The organism is Catonella sp., assembly GCF_057250765.1.
The window spans coordinates 90916-108602 of sequence record NZ_DBHIEC010000004.1; the positions used below are offsets into that span (position 1 = coordinate 90916).

13 protein-coding genes are annotated in these 17687 nt (G+C 35.7%); 5 read left to right on the forward strand and 8 right to left on the reverse strand.

Annotated elements, in window-relative coordinates; genetic code table 11:
* Positions 1-247: 247 nt before the first annotated feature.
* Complete coding sequence (lexA, locus tag ACO6HM_RS03310; protein ID WP_485378425.1) at positions 248-862, reverse strand: transcriptional repressor LexA; 615 nt, start codon at positions 860-862, stop codon at positions 248-250.
* A 185-nt stretch (positions 863-1047) separates the two neighbouring features.
* Here lexA and yneA point away from each other — a divergent pair, with 185 nt between their 5' ends.
* The gene (yneA, locus tag ACO6HM_RS03315) at positions 1048-1392 is read left to right on the forward strand and encodes a cell division suppressor protein YneA (RefSeq protein ID WP_485389754.1); all 345 of its coding nucleotides are present in this window, start codon (positions 1048-1050) and stop codon (positions 1390-1392) included.
* A gap of 7 nt (positions 1393-1399) precedes the next feature.
* Here yneA and ACO6HM_RS03320 read toward each other — a convergent pair whose 3' ends face one another.
* Both ACO6HM_RS03320 and ACO6HM_RS03325 read right to left on the reverse strand, forming a co-directional pair.
* Entirely contained in the window at positions 1400-1963 is a 564-nt protein-coding gene (locus ACO6HM_RS03320; RefSeq protein ID WP_485389755.1) for a DUF6548 family protein, read from the reverse strand.
* An 11-nt stretch (positions 1964-1974) separates the two neighbouring features.
* Positions 1975-3024 carry a tyrosine-type recombinase/integrase gene (locus ACO6HM_RS03325; protein ID WP_485389756.1) on the reverse strand — a complete coding sequence of 350 codons (1050 nt, stop codon included), beginning with the start codon at positions 3022-3024 and terminating at the stop codon, positions 1975-1977.
* 775 nt (positions 3025-3799) lie between these two features.
* Here ACO6HM_RS03325 and ACO6HM_RS03330 point away from each other — a divergent pair.
* The 3 genes from ACO6HM_RS03330 to ACO6HM_RS03340 all read left to right on the forward strand — a co-directional run bounded on the left by ACO6HM_RS03330 (position 3800) and on the right by ACO6HM_RS03340 (position 9113).
* Positions 3800-6565 carry an N-acetylmuramoyl-L-alanine amidase gene (locus ACO6HM_RS03330; protein WP_485389757.1) on the forward strand — a complete coding sequence of 922 codons (2766 nt, stop codon included), beginning with the start codon at positions 3800-3802 and terminating at the stop codon, positions 6563-6565.
* 12 nt (positions 6566-6577) lie between these two features.
* Entirely contained in the window at positions 6578-8257 is a 1680-nt protein-coding gene (locus ACO6HM_RS03335) for a glycoside hydrolase family 10-like protein (RefSeq protein WP_485389758.1), read from the forward strand.
* A gap of 322 nt (positions 8258-8579) precedes the next feature.
* The gene (locus tag ACO6HM_RS03340) at positions 8580-9113 is read left to right on the forward strand and encodes a hypothetical protein (RefSeq protein ID WP_485389759.1); all 534 of its coding nucleotides are present in this window, start codon (positions 8580-8582) and stop codon (positions 9111-9113) included.
* Between the two features lie 183 nt (positions 9114-9296).
* On the opposite strand, the gene ACO6HM_RS03345 is transcribed toward ACO6HM_RS03340, so the two are convergent.
* The 5 genes from ACO6HM_RS03345 to alaS all read right to left on the reverse strand — a co-directional run bounded on the left by ACO6HM_RS03345 (position 9297) and on the right by alaS (position 16047).
* Complete coding sequence (locus ACO6HM_RS03345; RefSeq protein WP_236013710.1) at positions 9297-9668, reverse strand: BlaI/MecI/CopY family transcriptional regulator; 372 nt, start codon at positions 9666-9668, stop codon at positions 9297-9299.
* Between the two features lie 85 nt (positions 9669-9753).
* On the reverse strand, positions 9754-10338 hold the full coding sequence (locus tag ACO6HM_RS03350) for a thymidine kinase (protein WP_485389760.1): 585 nt from the start codon (positions 10336-10338) through the stop codon (positions 9754-9756).
* 11 nt (positions 10339-10349) lie between these two features.
* Positions 10350-11837, reverse strand: a complete 1488-nt coding sequence (locus ACO6HM_RS03355; RefSeq protein WP_485389761.1) for a DHHW family protein — start codon at positions 11835-11837, stop codon at positions 10350-10352.
* A 19-nt stretch (positions 11838-11856) separates the two neighbouring features.
* Positions 11857-13287 (reverse strand): MBOAT family O-acyltransferase, encoded by a 1431-nt coding sequence (locus ACO6HM_RS03360; protein WP_485389762.1) that lies wholly within the window; start codon positions 13285-13287, stop codon positions 11857-11859.
* Between the two features lie 93 nt (positions 13288-13380).
* Positions 13381-16047 (reverse strand): alanine--tRNA ligase, encoded by a 2667-nt coding sequence (gene alaS / locus ACO6HM_RS03365; protein ID WP_485389763.1) that lies wholly within the window; start codon positions 16045-16047, stop codon positions 13381-13383.
* 374 nt (positions 16048-16421) lie between these two features.
* Between alaS and ACO6HM_RS03370 the strand changes: the two genes are divergently transcribed.
* Entirely contained in the window at positions 16422-17549 is a 1128-nt protein-coding gene (locus tag ACO6HM_RS03370) for a ribonuclease H-like domain-containing protein (RefSeq protein ID WP_485389764.1), read from the forward strand.
* Positions 17550-17687 lie beyond the last annotated feature (138 nt).

A 17687-nucleotide genomic window follows, 5' to 3' on the forward strand; every position in this document is an offset into this window, starting at 1 on the left:
CCTGTATCAATTTGTGTCAAGTACTATTGACACGCACATCATATAATAAGCAGCAGGAAAATACCACAGTTGATTTAACTATTTATTTGCCTAATTTAAGGTGGATTAGTTATAATCAACTGTGGTATCATTATTTTAATTAATTATAATTACTGCAATTATAAGAAGTCATATAGCAATCATCCTAAATACAGAGCTGTAACCTAATGTTTTAAGTTTAACAGGTAGTACAACACTGTATAATATTCTAATACATTCTAATAAGTCCTATAACTTTACCAAGGATTTCTACCTGATCAACGATGATAGGCTCCATGGAGTCATTTTCAGGCTGTAATCTAAAGTGATTTTTTTCTTTATAAAAAGTCTTAACTGTAGCAGAATCGTCTACCATAGCAACAACCATATCACCGTTTGAAGCAGTTGAACACTTTTTTACAATAATTTTATCTCCGCTGTAAACGCCGACATTAATCATACTGTCACCTTTTACAACAAGCATGAAAGTTTCCTCATTAGGCATATACTCCGCAGGAATAGGGAAGTACTCTGATATATTCTCAACAGCAAAAATAGGCTCTCCTGCAGCAACTGTACCCACAACAGGAATACTTACGAGCTCTCTTCTTGTGATATTGAACTCATCATCAACAATCTCAATGGCACGAGGCTTAGTAGGGTCACGCCTGATATAACCATTTTTCTCTAAGGTCTCAAGGTGAGAGTGAACAGATGAAGTAGACTTTAAACGTACTGCTTCGCATATTTCTCTAACTGAAGGTGGATAACCTTTAGACAAAACCTGTGTTTTCAAATAATCTAATATTTCCTGCTGCTTAGCAGTTATCTTACCATATCCCATAACTATTCCTCCAAATTCCTAATAATACATGACTCAAGTATATATCATTTATTTCTAAATGTCAAACGGATGTTCCAAAAATTTGTTCGATTTCCCTGTTGACAAAAGAATATTTGTTCGATATAATAACTATATCAGAACGATTGTTCGCAAACATTTGTTTATTATTTAGGGGGATTTAGATTATGACTAAGAATAATAAGAGAGTACATTATAATGTAGGGAATCGTCAGAGAAACAAGAGAAGTAAAATCAGCTTTATCTTAACTTTTTATGTTATTACGATGGTTTTTTCATACTTTCTTGGTTTCTCTAACAACTTTGTAAAGGCCGATTCAGAAATGAAGCCTGTATACATAGACAGTAGGGTAGTGAAGCAGGGTGAGACCTTGTGGAGCATCGCACAGAGCTATGATTCTGTTTACTATAATAGCACTAAAGAGTATGTAGAGGCTATAAAAGAGTGCAACAATCTCTCAGGAGATGAGATTTCTGCCGGAGTAAGCCTTGTTATTCCATATACAAAGTGATTTGAGACTAAACATAAAAGGCAACATATAATATTCCACAAGTAATCAGTGTTGCAATGACAAAAATTAGAACTATGCCTAATCTACTTGCGTCTTCTTCATTTTCATCCTTGTAATTAGGTTTAAGTCTGTGAAGTTGATTGTAACTAGCAGATTTTGGTGTTGATATTTCTTGTGTAAGTTTTGATGGATTAGGTACTGTTGCCATAGATTTAGATTCAGTTGTTTTGGCTTTTTCCTGTTTCTTTATAGTAGCTTTTCTATATTGCGCCAAAGTATCTGTAGTGTTCATTATTTCGTTGTAGAAGCTTTTAAGCCATTCAATATCCTCTGGCACACATATATTATCATAGGATGATCCTATTTCATGGGCATATTGGTTTCTTATGTGTCGTAGTTTTTTTAACCTTTTAAGAACATAGTCCCAGTTTGAAACATATCTATCTCCATTTGTCATTTTTTCCATTGCATCGATATATGAAGTTACACCTTTTTCACTGTTAAACATTTCTTTACAGATTTTATCCAAGTGTTTAAACGCTTCCATAAATTCTTCATTACTATGGCTCATTGCGGCTCCTTCTATTCCTTACGCAGTTTCACAATATTTGCTGCCTTTCTTCGCCTATCTTCTTCAATGGCAGCATAGTGTTTCTTTGTAGTATTTACATCTTTATGGCCAAGCACATCAGCTACAAGATAAATATCACCTGTTTCCCTATATAAACTGGTTCCGTAGGTACTTCTAAGTTTATGAGGAGTTATTTTTTTCATTGTAGTTACCAGACTGGAATATTTTTTGACCAATAATTCAACTGCACGTACACTTATCCTCTTTTTTTGCATAGATAAAAAGAGGGCATTAGTATGACCTTCTGCAGCTTCTATTTTGATTCTTTCTTCTAAGTACTTCTTAAGAGCTGCTTGTGTTTCATCACCAAAGTACACAACAGTTTCATAACCTCCCTTTCTGTGTACCTTTACTCCATTAGTCTTAAAATCCACATCTTTGATATCAATACCGACACATTCAGACACACGGATACCTGTACCAAGCAGGAGTGTGACAATCGCCAAATCCCTAACTGAAGTTTTTTCATGATACCTGTTTTGAGCAGCCGTCAGACCTTCGCCAGACTCAATGTTATCAAGCAAGTCTGCTACCTCCTCAGGCTCTAGCCTCACTATAGCTTTATCGTGAAGCTTAGGAGTATCTACTAGTACACTTGGATTATTTTTAATTCTTTCTTTTTTGTAGTAGTACTTATAAAAGGTTCTAAGAGCCACAAGCTTACGCTTAATTCCCTTTTCTTTATTACCATGTCCCTCACCGTCTTTTACATAATATCTGATGTAAGAAATATATTCTTCTATATCCACAGCTTTTAAGCTGTCTAAGAGACTAATATCGATGTCTCTAACATCGGTATTGGATAATGCAGGATTAGACTCTTTGAGCCAGTTAAAAAAGACAATAAGGTCATAAGCATAAGCTATTCTAGTCCTTGAAGCAGTAGTTGACTCAATACCTCTGAAGAATTCAGAAGCAAATTTAGGAAGCTTAAGCAGAAGTCCCCTTAGCTTCAATTCATTATCTATATCAACCTGTTGACTGTATGAATGTTCAGCCATATTACCTCCTGGTATTAATGCTAAATTATATGATGTATGTGTCAAAAGTATTTGACACCCATTGATACAGGATTGCTACAGCTTCGCTTTTCGCAATCCTTGCAAAAATATTCGTAATCCGCTCATTTTTTTGTAAAAAATGGCTTCTTACTCATATTTTTTGCGTGTCAAAAGATAATAAATTCTCTTGCAAGCAAGCTTGCATCGAATTTTTATACTTTTGACACTAGTATCATTATATTATTGCATAAGTGATAACACAAATAATTACTAATGTGGCGTTGCTCTACATAAATAGTACGGATGAATCATCAAAAAACATAGAATTAACATAAATAACAGAGTTTTTGTTCTACAGCAATGCTATACTACATGTTAGATGAAGTATAAGGTTTTGATGATTAAAAAATAATTTGTTATGCCGTACATAAGTTTGTATGATTAGTATATCATATACTACAAACATAGTCAAAAGAATTAATATTTTCTACAAGATTATAATTGTTATAAATCGCATAAAATATCCATTTATTAAGGGATATACTGTGAATACAACCATAGTAAAATAGTAGGTTTATATAAAATGACTAATATTTAACACAAATTCCCTCAAAATGACATAATTTTACCACTTGATAATCTTACTATTAAACAGTAAACTAGTTAAGCTAAAGTATAAAATTTCCGATAATTATGCTGAGAATGATTTCTTTTCATTTTCACAAAGTCTCGGTTTTTTTGTATGTATATGATAATTTTGATTGGAGTGATTTAAATGAAATTTAAAAAGTTTGTAACATTTGTATCAGTTTTAGGTATGCTCTGCTGTACTATGCCAAGTACATCTTATGCAGACAACATTAATATTAAATACGGAAACCAAAAGATTAACTATTCGGATGCACAGGTTAAATATACAATAAATGGCAGTAATATCAAATCTAAACATCCGGGTATTATAATTGATGGAATATCTCTTGCAAGTGCAAAGGAGGTCTTTTCTGATTCAAAGATTGGACTTTCTTATAAGTACAACAAGAAAAAAAATACCTTGGAGTTAAAGAGAGACAAAACCACCTTGGTATTAACATTAAATTCAATTACTGCAAAGGTAAACGGTAAGAGTGAAACCCTGCCCGTAGAACCTAGAATGGTTGAATTTAGCGATAAGACTAAAGATATATATGTACCTACCAGATATGTAGCAAAAACATTTGGGCTAACATATACCTGGGATGCTTCATCAGGCGTTGCCTCGATGACCGGAAAGACTGTTAAGAAAAAGAAAGCTGTTAAATCTGACAGCAAAGCAAAGACTAAGAAGGACAAAAATAATACTAAAAAGGATAAAAAATCCAAGACAAACAAGACTAATAAGAAGGCAACTAAAAAGACTACTACAAAAAGTGTTAAGGAAACCTTTATATATAGCGGCAAATCTTATGATGTTAAGAATAAAAAGGTCATTTTTAGTATAGAAGATATTGAGCTTAATACTGCAAAGCTTCCGGGTGTCTACGTAGGTAAAACTTTAATGGGACCTGCAAGAAGCTTATTCCTATCAGATAGTATGGAAGGAAGCTTTACCTTAAGTAAATCGAAGAAAAGTGCAACTATAAGCTTTGGAGATAATAACTTAATCCTTACTCTTGGCAGCAAAAATGCAGAGTTAAACGGTGCACAGGTAAAACTTGAAAAGGCACCTGACTTTATTAAACTTAATTTTTCAAATAAAAATGAAGTTTACATACCTATGGAAAGTATATGTGAACTCTTTGACATTGATATTGAAACAAGTGGTAATGTAAGTACTTTAAGTCTGCCTGATGATGATGAAGATGTTGAGGATGTTGGTGATGATGAGAATTCTAAACCAACACCTGAGCCAACACCAGAACCTAGTAATGAAGCAGAGCAGCCTCTCCAGCCTTTTGTAGCAAATAAGCTTCCATTTAGCTGGAAGTCAAAAGTAAACCCTGCTACAGCCTTTAATGCTGTACAAAGCTTAAACGGCAAGAATACTTCTGCAGGCTCATCAATTGCTGATATAGTTAATTTATCCGGAAATCAGGCAGATAACTTTGACACATATACCATCACATCTACTGAAGGTTTTAGTGGCATAAAGGGTAACATGGCCAATAATCAGTTGACAGTTAGCCTTGATAATGTATCTTCAAACGGCAGCCAGAGTTATACAAGTAATATTCGTACCGTTAATTACATAAATACAACATATAACGCTGCCTCAAATTCTACTAATATCAGCTTTGGACTTGCAGATGGTGTAGTAGGATATGAGATGTTACTGTCAAAAGACGGTAAATCTCTGAATGTGAAAATATATAAAAACACAATTACAGAGATAAAAGGAAGCTATAATAAGGGTGTATATACCTTTACTTTTACAGGTCTTGCACCTTTAAGTGTGAATGATAACGGAAGTTCTGATAGCAACCAGAATCTGGCGATACCTAACATTATAGATACTATAGGCTCCGGCTCATATGTTGACAATACAGGTTCTGCTCTAAGTTTGTTTAGCTATTTTAGCAATGGCATAGCAGGGGCTTCTTTATCCGTCAACAAAACTTCAAGACTTACTTATTACACAAGTCAGTCCGGCAATACTTTAACTATAACATTTTCGCAGGCTTCAACACCTGCAAATGTTGTCGGTGCTACAATAGCATTACCTAGTGGCTTAGATACCTCTGAGATAGAAGATGAGGATAATTATTTTTCCGGGAACTTTACAATTACACTGCCTGGAGACTTAAGAAGTCATTTTAATTCTAAGCCAATTAAATATGATGCAAATAAGGTAAGTAATGTAAATATTTCACTTAATGATTCTGGTGATACAGTACTTACTTTCTATACCACAAAGCTCTATGCGTACAGATTAACTGTGTCTAAATCACAGATTAAGGTAGCTATAGACCGTGCTAAAAACCTCTATTCAAAGGTAGTCGTGATTGATCCGGGACATGGTGGACATGATGATGGAACTACGAGTCAGAATAAAATATATAAAGAAAAAAATGTAGTTTTGTCCATTGGGTACACCTACTTTAGGAATTATCTCAATGATGAGGACTTGAAAGTGTATTGGACAAGAAAAGGTGATACCTACCCAACTTTATACGAGAGAGCTGCATTTCCTAAAAAGGTTGATGCTGATATATTTATCAGTGTGCATATGAACTCATTTCCAAAAGCTACACCAAAGGGAACTGAAGTATTTTATTCTACAAGAAATAATATTTTACAGCCAAACGGTCTTTCAAGCTACACAATGGCAAGTATGTTCTTAAAAAATATTACTTCAACCTTCAGTACTTTTAACAGAGGTGTAAAGACTGCTGCTTATGTTGTTACAAACATGAATACAGTTCCTGCAGTTTTATTAGAATATGGATTTTTATCTAATGAAGATGATTTAGCTAAGTTTAGTAAACTTGAAAATCAGGATAAGGCTGCTGAAGTATTGTATGATACAATAGAAGAGATATTTGATAATTACCCAACTGGAAGATAAAGGAGAGGAAGGTTGAATAATCAGTTTATTAAGAGATTCTTTGCATTTTTTATCTTATTTCAGCTGCTTTTAAGCGCCTTTGGCAGCTACGATGCATACGCAAAGGATAAAACGGCACCAAATATAAAATGTTACGTGTATACAGATGTTAATAACGGGAAATTGAAGTTAAAAATAACTGTCACAGATAACAGTGCAGTTAAAGCTATAAAATACGCAGTTGGAAACCATAGAAAATCATTTTTTGGAAGTGCGTATTACTCAAAAAAAGTAAAAAACGTATCTGTTGCCTCAACCAAGAATATAAGTACAGCAATAACAGTGAAGCAAAATGATATATACACTGTATATGCAATGGATAAGTCAGGTAACAGCTCAATTAAAAAGGTGAGGATTAAGATGAACACAAATAACAATCAGACTAATCCAAATACTAAAGACAACACAGATAACAGTAAAAATACCAGCAAGAATACCGCAAACGGTAATAACGCCGGTAATAATACAAGTAATAATAACGGTGGTAATAACGCTAATGCAGACAGTAATCAAAATGTAAATAAAAATGTTACTGTGGGCACAAATGAAGTGAGAGCTGCTTGGATTACCTTTCTGGAGTTTAATAGCAAGGGATATACATTAAATAGCTTTAACAGCAGAATAACAGAGATGTTTGATAGGATAGCAGCGAGTGGGCTCAATGAAATCTACGTCCATGTAAGGCCATTTAGTGATGCTATGTACCGGTCGGCATATTTCCCTTGGTCTAAGTATGCCTCCGGAACACAGGGAGTAGATCCTGGCTTTGATCCACTTGCAATAATGGTTAATGCTGCACACTCAAGGAATCTTAAGATTCACGCCTATATAAATCCATATAGAGTGTGTACAGAGGCTGATTTTGGTAAACTGGCGACCAGCAGCCCTGCATATAAATGGCTAAATGATGACAATGAAGACAATGACAGAAATGTACTCAAATTTGGTAACATGTATTACTACAATCCTTCATCAGATGACGTAATTAAGCTTATCAACAACGGTGTTGCAGAAATAGTTAAAAACTATGATGTAGACGGTGTAATCTTTGATGATTATTTTTATCCTACACTTGGCAGTAATTACGCATCAAAGTTTGATTCTGATGAATATAATGACTATAAGTCAAATACGTCAAATCCATTGTCAATAGCTGACTGGCGCAGAAATAACATCAATAAGATGGTTAAGATGGTGTATGCAACAGTTAAAAATTCAGGTAAGAACCGTACTTTTGGCATAAGTCCTGCCGGAAATCTAAATAATTTAAGGGCAAATGACAAGTACTATGTGGACATTGACAGATGGGGTAGGGAATCAGGTTATGTTGACTATATAGCTCCTCAGCTATACTGGGGATTTGAGCACAATATATGTCCATATGAGCAAACTATAAATAACTGGATTGCCACGGTTATCAATCCTAATGTCAAACTATACATTGCACTTCCTATGCATCTTGCACAGGCACAGGAGACTTCTGAGTGGAAGAATAACCATGATATATTAGGACGTATGGTTACGAGTCTCAGGAATAAATCTTTGACCGGATTTTCTGTATACAGATATGACTATATGACGCCGGCCTTCCTTAGGAAGACCGGGGCTATAGATGAATACAATTATTTGGTTAAGGTGATAAAATCTAAATAAATATAACTTTGAAATGGGACTGTACATAGGATAAATTTAGGATGATTTATTTCTTGTGAGACAGTCCCATTTATGTTATAAATACTAAGTCCAGGCAAGTAGTATGCTTCTTGTAATATCAATTCGTTAAACTTGGGTTTCGCGAATAGTTATTATAAGAAACCTATCTCTCATATTCATAAATACCAGTAGTAAAGAGGCTTTCTTAAGACATCTTACACTTCTTAAGATTTAATAAAATCTATTGCATATTCATTAGTTAAGTGTTAAATTAAAAACATAACAAGGTTTCTATCACTATATTAAAAGGCAGGTGATATATTTGAGAAATAAAGTATATACAGGATATAAGATTATTGATGATTCTTCCATAAAATATTATCTTAAAGAAATAGTTTTGACTTTATTGTCCTTATTCTTAATCTATAATATATTTTCGTATGGAAGAAACTATGTAATTACTAATAGTCCTTCTTACGTGTTGTATAATAACTGGCATATCAATCTTCCTAAAGGTACTGAAGTTTTAACTCAGTATAAAAATACCAACTGGTTCGGTGAAGGTACTAAGGTATTTGTGATTAGGGTTGATAAGCGGGAAACAACTGATACCTTCTTTGATTTGAGAAATTATTATACTGATATAGATGATGAATATAAACTTTATCTGACTAACTTAATTAGTCAGATTACAGATACAAACGTCAAGACTGCCCTCTCCGATGCAAACGCTAAATACAAGATACTAACTGCTCAAAGAAAGGCTTGGGATGGAGGTCCTGAGGATAGTAGACGCCTATACTCTTTGTTTGATGAAAAAACAGGCTTATTCTACGTCGTAGAGGAACTGCTTTAGTGTTTCTTAGTAACAATGTATAAAAGTGTATAATTTAGTTAAACATAAAAGAGTGCCGATAGGATGAAGCCTTCGTGCACTCTCTTATTATAATATCATGTTCTCTTACTGCTTATTACACATATTTATATTGTAAGTTAAATAAATAAACTATAAGCACCTATGTTTACTTATAAGTTTCTTTTAGAACTTCCTGCTGGAGTTCTTAGCAAGCTTCTGTAACTCTGCAATATCACCTGCTGAAAGGCTTTGATTCTTTAGGTATTCGCTGATAAACGTCTGTAATGAGCCATTATAGAACTGATCTATCAGTCTCTTTGTCTCAATTTCACGAACAGAACGCTGCGACACAAGTGCACTACAGATAAAACCTGGATCTGTTCTTTGAACAGCACCCTTATCTATTAATCTTTTAATTACAGTATATGTGGTGTTTTTCTCCCAGCCTATATATTCCTTAATAATCTTAGATATATCTTTGGCCGCAAGCTCCTTATTAGACCAAAGAAGTTCCATAATGTTCAGTTCGCCTTCGTGTAATCTCAGTTCGCTCATAACTGTCTCCCCACTCAATAATATACTACTACTGTCTTACGACTTTTTTACTATAACAGTAGTATATAATTATTTAGCCCTAAAGTCAAGCATTTGTAGAAGATTTAAGCCTTTCATAGCATTCTGAGCATACAGCCTTATAAGATATAAAGTCAGAATCATCAATTTCTATCTGATTTCCCTTAAACACAGGCACATTATTAACCAGCCTAAGGTTGCAGGTAGCCTTTTTGCCACAAGCGCAGACATTCTTCATCTCGGTTATGGAATGTGCGAGCTCTAACAATCTTGAACTGGCAGGAAAGCCATCCATTCTAAAGTCAGCCCTAAGCCCATAGCATATTACAGGGATATTAAGCACTACTGCCACCCTATAAAGCTCTTCTATCTGAGCTACCGTAAGAAACTGTACCTCATCAACCAGTATACAGTCAAGTCCTTGTCCATTCTCTTCAAAATACTCAAAAAGATTATCATTTTCCCCAACCAGTAGGTCTACTTCTCTGCTTATCCCGAGGCGGCTGGTGACACAGGACTTCATCTTTGTGTCTACAGCAGGCTTTATTATTATGGCCTTCTGACCGCTTTCTGAGTAATTATGTGCTGTCTGTAAAAGAGCCGTTGTCTTACCACAGTTCATAGCACCGTACCTAAAATATAATTTAGCCATCACATCTCCTTCTACTTAAATATCCCAAGCATTAGCTTTGACTTCTCTACACTTGTTGCAGCAGTATTATTTAAGAAAACAATGTCTGTATTACTATGCTTCTTAGCTAGATTAACAACGTTACCGGTATAATACCTATAATCAACCACATACACGTGCTGATAATGATCCACAAGGAAAGGTACAAATGCATTACCATATGACTCTTTGATTATAATACATGAACTGTCATCACTTAATCTTGGATTCTTTATTTCAATTAAAGGCTGGTCTCCTCCAATAAATGCCAGGTATTTATTGGCAGCAGAGAATTTATTTGCATCACTTATTATATCATAAGTATAAGGCTTTCCTTCTCGTGGAGTAATAGTCTCTTTGTTTGTAGCGATAGGAATATAGGCTTCTACAGTATCAGGGTTTTTGGCAAGCGCTTTTGACTGATTGCTGTATGCATAAAATGAACCTAAGAAATCAGGAAATTCCTTCTTCTTATAATCCTTTAACTCGTGTGGAGTAATGCCTTTAACTTCACAAAAACTCCTATACACATAGTACGCACCAAGAGCTGTCCAGTGGTGGTCTGTCTTAAAATATAGGTATTCGGAATTGTGGTTTCTAAGCTGTTTATAGGTCTCAACAGTCTTAATAGATGGGTTAAGCTTTTTATAAATATAACTAATTGCCTCTCCCTGATTGGAAGTATTCATACTTTTTTGAATCTCCTCATCAAGATTTACTCCGAAGCTGTTTGGCACTACTATATCATATACTGAGGCTATATTCTCAACCTTTTTGACTACAGTGTTAAGCATTGATGCATATAAATCGGCTCCCTTTTTATAAAAATAATAAAGAGTGAAGCCTCTGTTTTCGGCTATATAGACTGTTCCTGCTACTTCAGGCTGAACCTTTAATGTTCCATCCTTAAGGGGCTTATCCTTACTGTTCTCCTTCTTATTCTGAACATTAATATTCTCATTGGACTTTGTTACAGTATCGGCGCTTCCTGATACTGTAGCGTTTTCAGCAATTTCCTTAACTGCTGATGTTGAGGTGTTATCTATGTTTTGTTCATCCCATGAACTGTTATCTTTGTCTAATGTGCTCTCGTCCACGGTATTGTCGGAAGTATCCTCATCTATATTGGATATAATGGGAGCAGTTTCCTCATTTCCACTTGGAATTGCATCTGCTGTCTGTCCTGTGTCACCATATATCACAGTATCTCTGATTCCATACATCTCTTCGGCATCCGACTGAAATGCAATCATCTTCTCTCTTAGAGGATAGGTGTCCGCATACCAGGTCACAATGTCCTTAAAAAAACTTCCATCAAGTACAGTACGGGTGGTAGGGCTAGGAAATACCGCAAGCTTTCTCTTTTCAAGCTCAGATTCAGTTGGCCTTATAAATATTAAGAATCCTATTATCATAAAAACCATAACAGTTATAGACATAAGTGCAACCCTTATCTTATGCCAAATGTTTTTTTCGTTCATATAAACTCCTTAACTTGGATTAAAACTGATTATAAAGGAATGGAGTAAAGCTATTTCCTGCCATGGCTGCTAATGATAGTAAAAGCAAAATAAGGCAGAATAAAGTGCGCATTCCCTGATAAAGGCAGGCTGCACTTCTACTGTTACAAGCCTTGGCAGATATCATTTTACCTAATAAACTAAATACAGGCGTACAGGATAAAACACAGGCCATGATTATAAATATATTATTCTGTATACTAATATTTACAGTAGATATGCTAAATCCATTACTTTTAATTCCAAGGAAGATTGAAATAACTTCCTTTAGCTGATTGATATCGCTGTATCTAAATAATAGCCACGCAAAGTTAATAATAAAGATTGTAATTACCTGTCTTATGATTCTGGGAAGTAAAGGAAAATTCATCTTTTTCCACCAGTTTTCAATCATTATAAAAGGCATATAGAATAACCCCCAAAGCACGAAGTTCCAACTTGCACCATGCCAAAGACCTGTAAGCATCCATACTATAAAAAGATTAAAGCCAGTTCTAAGAAGCCCTGCTCTGTTACCTCCCAGAGGGATATACACGTAGTCTCTAAAAAAACTGCTTAGTGTTATATGCCATCTTCTCCAAAAATCCTTTACTGAAGTAGCAGCATAGGGATAATTGAAGTTCTCTGTAAAATGAAAGCCTAAGATACGGCCTACACCAATTGCCATATCAGTATAAGCAGAAAAATCAAGATATAGCTGCATTGCATAGCAAAGAGAGCCAACCCAGACAGCAAGCATTGTAGCTCCTGATATAGACTCAGTGACAGGTGAAAGTGTGTTGACAAGTTCTCCTATATGGTCAGCAAGAATGGTCTTTTTGGCCAGACCTACTGCAAACCTGTAAATACCCTCAGATATATCATAAGCTCTAGTATCCCTATTATAAATCTCATCTTTAATATCCTTATATCTCTCAATCGGTCCCTGCAAGGCCTGAGGGAATATAGATGTGTATAAAAGCAAAACACTGTAATGCTCTTCTGCACTACATTTTCCCGTATAAACATCAGTCACATATGAAATAAGCTTAAATGTATAAAATGATATTCCCATAGGAAGTGCAATTGCTAGTGGCTTCCAGTTAATTCCTGCAATAGAAGTAACTGTTCCCACAAAAAAATTAGTATACTTAAATATACCAAGCACCAAAACAAAGACAACAATTGAAAATATAAGCCACTTCTTCTTAGTCTTTTTATCTGGTGCAGTTTCTATTTTTACACCTGAAATCCAACCTATGGCAGTCATAACCATAAGAAGTACAAGATAGCTTACTCCTCCAAAAGAATAGAAAAGCAAAGAAAAAATCAATATAATTCTATTTTTATATCCTACTACAGTTGTAGTAAAGTATATCATTGCCATTATAGGCAAGAAACAAAGTGCAAAAAACAGGCTCGAAAGCGACATATAAACTCCTATTAAAAAAGTCACTATAAATATAGTTAAACCTTAATTATAGTGACTTTCTATTTATGTTAATATATGATCTGGGTGAAATAATTAAACACCTAACTGTGTTTTAACCTCGTCTTTGACAGCTTCAACGGCTTTAGCTGTTTTTTCAGGAAGTTTGCCACCTGCCTGAGCCATATTAGGTCTTCCACCGCCGCCACCACCTACTATAGGTGCAACTGTCTTTATAAGGTTGCCTGCGTGAACTCCTGCCTTTACGGCACCATCTGTAGCCATAGCAACAAGATTTACCTTACCATCCTTAGCGGATGCAAGGAAGATAAGTCCTTCACCAAGCTTATTCTTAAGCTCATCTCCAAGAGTTCTAAGCTCATTTCCATCAGTTTCAGGTATTTCTACGGAGAGAACCTTAACTCCTCCGATTTCCACTACCTTGTCCATAACATCGCCAAGGGCCTCTTTAGCGGCCTTATTCTTAAGTGATTCATTCTCACTCTGAAGAGCCTTAATCTCCTCCATAAGGTGCTTAGCCTTCTCTACAAGCTTATCAGGGCTTGCCTTAATGATCTTTGCAGCCTCAGCTATTGTATTTTCAAGATTCTCATAGTACTTTATTACATTATGACCTGTGATAGCCTCGATTCTTCTTATTCCTGCAGCTACACCGCTCTCAGAAATAATCTTGAACTGTCCTATCATTCCAGTATTCTTAACGTGTGTACCACCGCAGAACTCCTTAGAGAACTCTCCCATTCCTACTACGCGGACTTCATCTCCGTATTTCTCGCCAAAGAGAGCCATAGCTCCGCTCTTCTTAGCATCTTCAACTGACATCACCTTGGTGTCTACAGGAAGAGACTCTGCTATCTTGTCATTTACAAGCTTTTCAACAGCCTTAATTTCCTCCGGAGTCATAGCCTTAAAGTGACTAAAGTCAAATCTGGTTCTGCCTGCATCCTGATAAGAACCGGACTGCTCAACGTGGGTTCCAAGTACTTCACGAAGAGCCTTCTGTAAAAGATGGGTAGCACTGTGGTTTCTACAGGTTGACATACGGTTCTCACCGTCAACCTTAAGCACAACCTTATCACCTACCTTAAACATTCCCTTTACAACCTGACCTACATGGGCTATCTTAGAACCGGCTACAGGTGTAGTATCCTTTACTTCAAATACAGAATCTCCAAGAGTTATTACACCTACATCTCCTACCTGTCCACCCTTTGTAGCATAAAATGGCGTTACATCTGTGATTATAGCTCCTGCCATTCCATCAGTAAGTGCCTCTGATACAGCACTTTCCTCTCCATCTTCCTCAGAACTTACACTTACAAGGGCCACAATTTTGCCCTCAGCCTCTGTCTTGTCATAGCCGATAAACTCGGAGTTAATAGCAGGATCAATCTGCTCATATACAGTAGCATCGGCACCCATGTAGCTGGTGGTTTTCCTAGCATTTCTTGCAGTGTCCTTCTGTACCTTCATAGCCTGCTTGAAAGCTTCTTCGTCTATGTCCATTCCCTTTTCTTCAAGGATTTCCTTGGTTAAGTCAATAGGGAAGCCGTATGTATCATAAAGCTTAAAGGCATCTTCGCCTGACATAGTCTTAACACCCTTAGCTTCCATATCTTTCTGTATGCCTTCAAGAATCTCAAGTCCCTGATTTATGGTCTTTTCAAACTTCTCTTCTTCCTGCTCAATTACACTTAGAATAAAATCCTGCTTTTCAGCCAGCTCAGGATAACCATCCTTACTTCCTGCAATCACAGCCTTAGCAAGGCCTACAAGAAAGGCTCCATCTATACCGAGAAGCTTTCCATGTCTGTCAGCCCTTCTTATTATTCTTCTAAGCACATAGCCTCTGCCCTCATTTGAAGGCATAATGCCGTCAGATATCATAAAGGTAGCAGAGCGTATATGGTCAGTAATTACACGGATAGAGACATCATTCTTCTCGTTTTCCTTATATTTCTTTCCTGCTATTTCACAAACCTTATTTCTAAGAGCCAAGAGAGTATCCACATCAAAGATAGAATCTACATCCTGTACAGCTACAGCAAGTCTCTCAAGTCCCATACCAGTATCGATATTCTTCTGTTCAAGTTCTGTGTAATGTCCCTTACCATCATTATTAAACTGTGAAAATACAACATTCCATACTTCCATATACCTGTCGCAGTCGCAGCCTACAGTACAGGTAGGCTTTCCACAGCCGTACTTCTCTCCCCTGTCAAAGTAAATCTCTGTACAAGGGCCGCAAGGACCTGAACCATGCTCCCAGAAATTGTCCTCTTTGCCAAATTTGAATATTCTCTCAGGTGCAATATTCATCTTCTTATTCCAGATTTCATACGCCTCATTGTCATCCACATATACTGATGGATAAAGTCTGTCAGCAGGGATACCAACTGTCTCTGTAAGGAATTCCCAAGCCCAAGGAATAGCCTCCTCCTTAAAATAATCTCCAAAGGAGAAGTTTCCAAGCATCTCAAAGAAGGTACCATGTCTTGCTGTCTTACCTACATTGTCTATATCTCCTGTACGAATACATTTCTGACAGGTACAGACTCTTGTAGATGGCGGTATCTCCTGTCCCGTAAAATAAGGCTTAAGTGGTGCCATACCGGAGTTTATAATAAGCAAGCTGTTATCATTATGTGGTACAAGTGAAAAACTATTCATCTTAAGATGTCCTTTTTTCTCAAAGAACTCAAGGAACATCCTTCTTAATTCATTAACTCCATAAGCTTTCATATCTAATCCTCCATAGGGGTATTGTCATTTAAAGTCATCTTTGTATTTTACCATTTAATAACATTTTTTTCAAGCCATTATTCTTGATGGTTTTTATCAGATACCTGTTTGTAGTTTTGTGGCTTAAATGCAACATGGTGTTATAACTATTTTGAAACATGTTATAGGTTCAATTACAAAATTATATAGCTGCTTCAATTAATAAATCAATGAAATATACAGCTATTGAAGGTTATTTTATAGTTATATTGGGTATAGTTTTTTTAGTTTTAACTTTTACATCAGGTATTACACTTATCTTAGAAATCTTGCTACAAATCAATCATTTCTGCTATAATAAATCTGCAAACTAAAACACCTAAAGGATGAAAGTTATGATAATAGAACAAAAAGCCATTGATAATTGTTTTAAGCCTCCAATTGGCATTAGCTCAGAGGAAACAGTTTATTTTGATATAGAAACTACAGGATTTTCTGCTGATGTTACTGCTCTTTACCTCATTGGCTGCATATACTTTAAAGAGGGTAAATGGTGGCTGATTCAGTGGTTTGCTGAGGATAATAAGTCTGAAAAAGAGGCACTATCCGCCTTTTCAGACTTTATAAAAGATAAAAAATACCTTATTTGCTACAATGGAACCACATTTGACCTGCCATATCTCACGAAAAAATACGATAAACACAGTCTCACCTTTGAGGCTTATAAATATGAGATTATTGACTTCTATAGGGTATTTTCTTCCTATAGGAAGTTTCTTGGATTAAGCGGACTGAAACAAAAGGAGGTTGAAGCCTATCTTGGTATCTTAAGGGAGGACAAATACTCAGGCGGTGAGCTCGTGGAATGGTATGCTAAGTTTTTAAAGCTAAGATTTAGTGATTCATCTGAAAAAGAAGAAATATACAATACTTTAATACTACACAACAGTGATGATTTAGCAGGCTTAGCAAGGCTTACAAAGCTTTATAACTTCATAAAAGAACTTGAAACTCTTATTGATTCTGGTGATGAGCTTGAAATTGACTGTGTTGTTGATGATACAACAGGTAAAATCATCTTATCAACAAAGGTCGACTTCGATATTCTAGGGAAAGATGAGCTTCGTGGAGATGGCTTCTCCTGTTGCTTTATTGATGAAAGCACTATAAATAGGATAGATTTAACCTTAGATATGTATGAAACTGAGCTTAAGTTGTTCTACAAGGACTATAAAAACTACTACTATCTCCCTAAAGAGGACATGGTAGTACATAAGAGTCTGGCAGTCTTTGTGGATAAAGAAAATAAAGTAAAGGCTTCAGCTTCTAACTGCTATACAAGGCAGAGAGGCTCCTTTATAAAGCTGCCTGAGTCAGGCTTTCTTCCTGTATTTAAGGCTGATTATTCAGATAAAACCATATATACCCTTGTGAATGACAAGGTTTTGGACTCTAAGGAGAGCTTATCAGCTATCTTCAGGTCTGTGCTAAAACATATTATGACACAGGTGTCAAAAGTGTAAAAACTCTGTGCAAACTTGCATGCAAATGAATTTATTATTTTGAAACACTCCAAAAATAATGCTGTAATAAATGCGTTCAACTATCAGTTAAGTTTTATAAGACTTAAAAGAGCCTATCCCATTTACAATAAGTGGGAC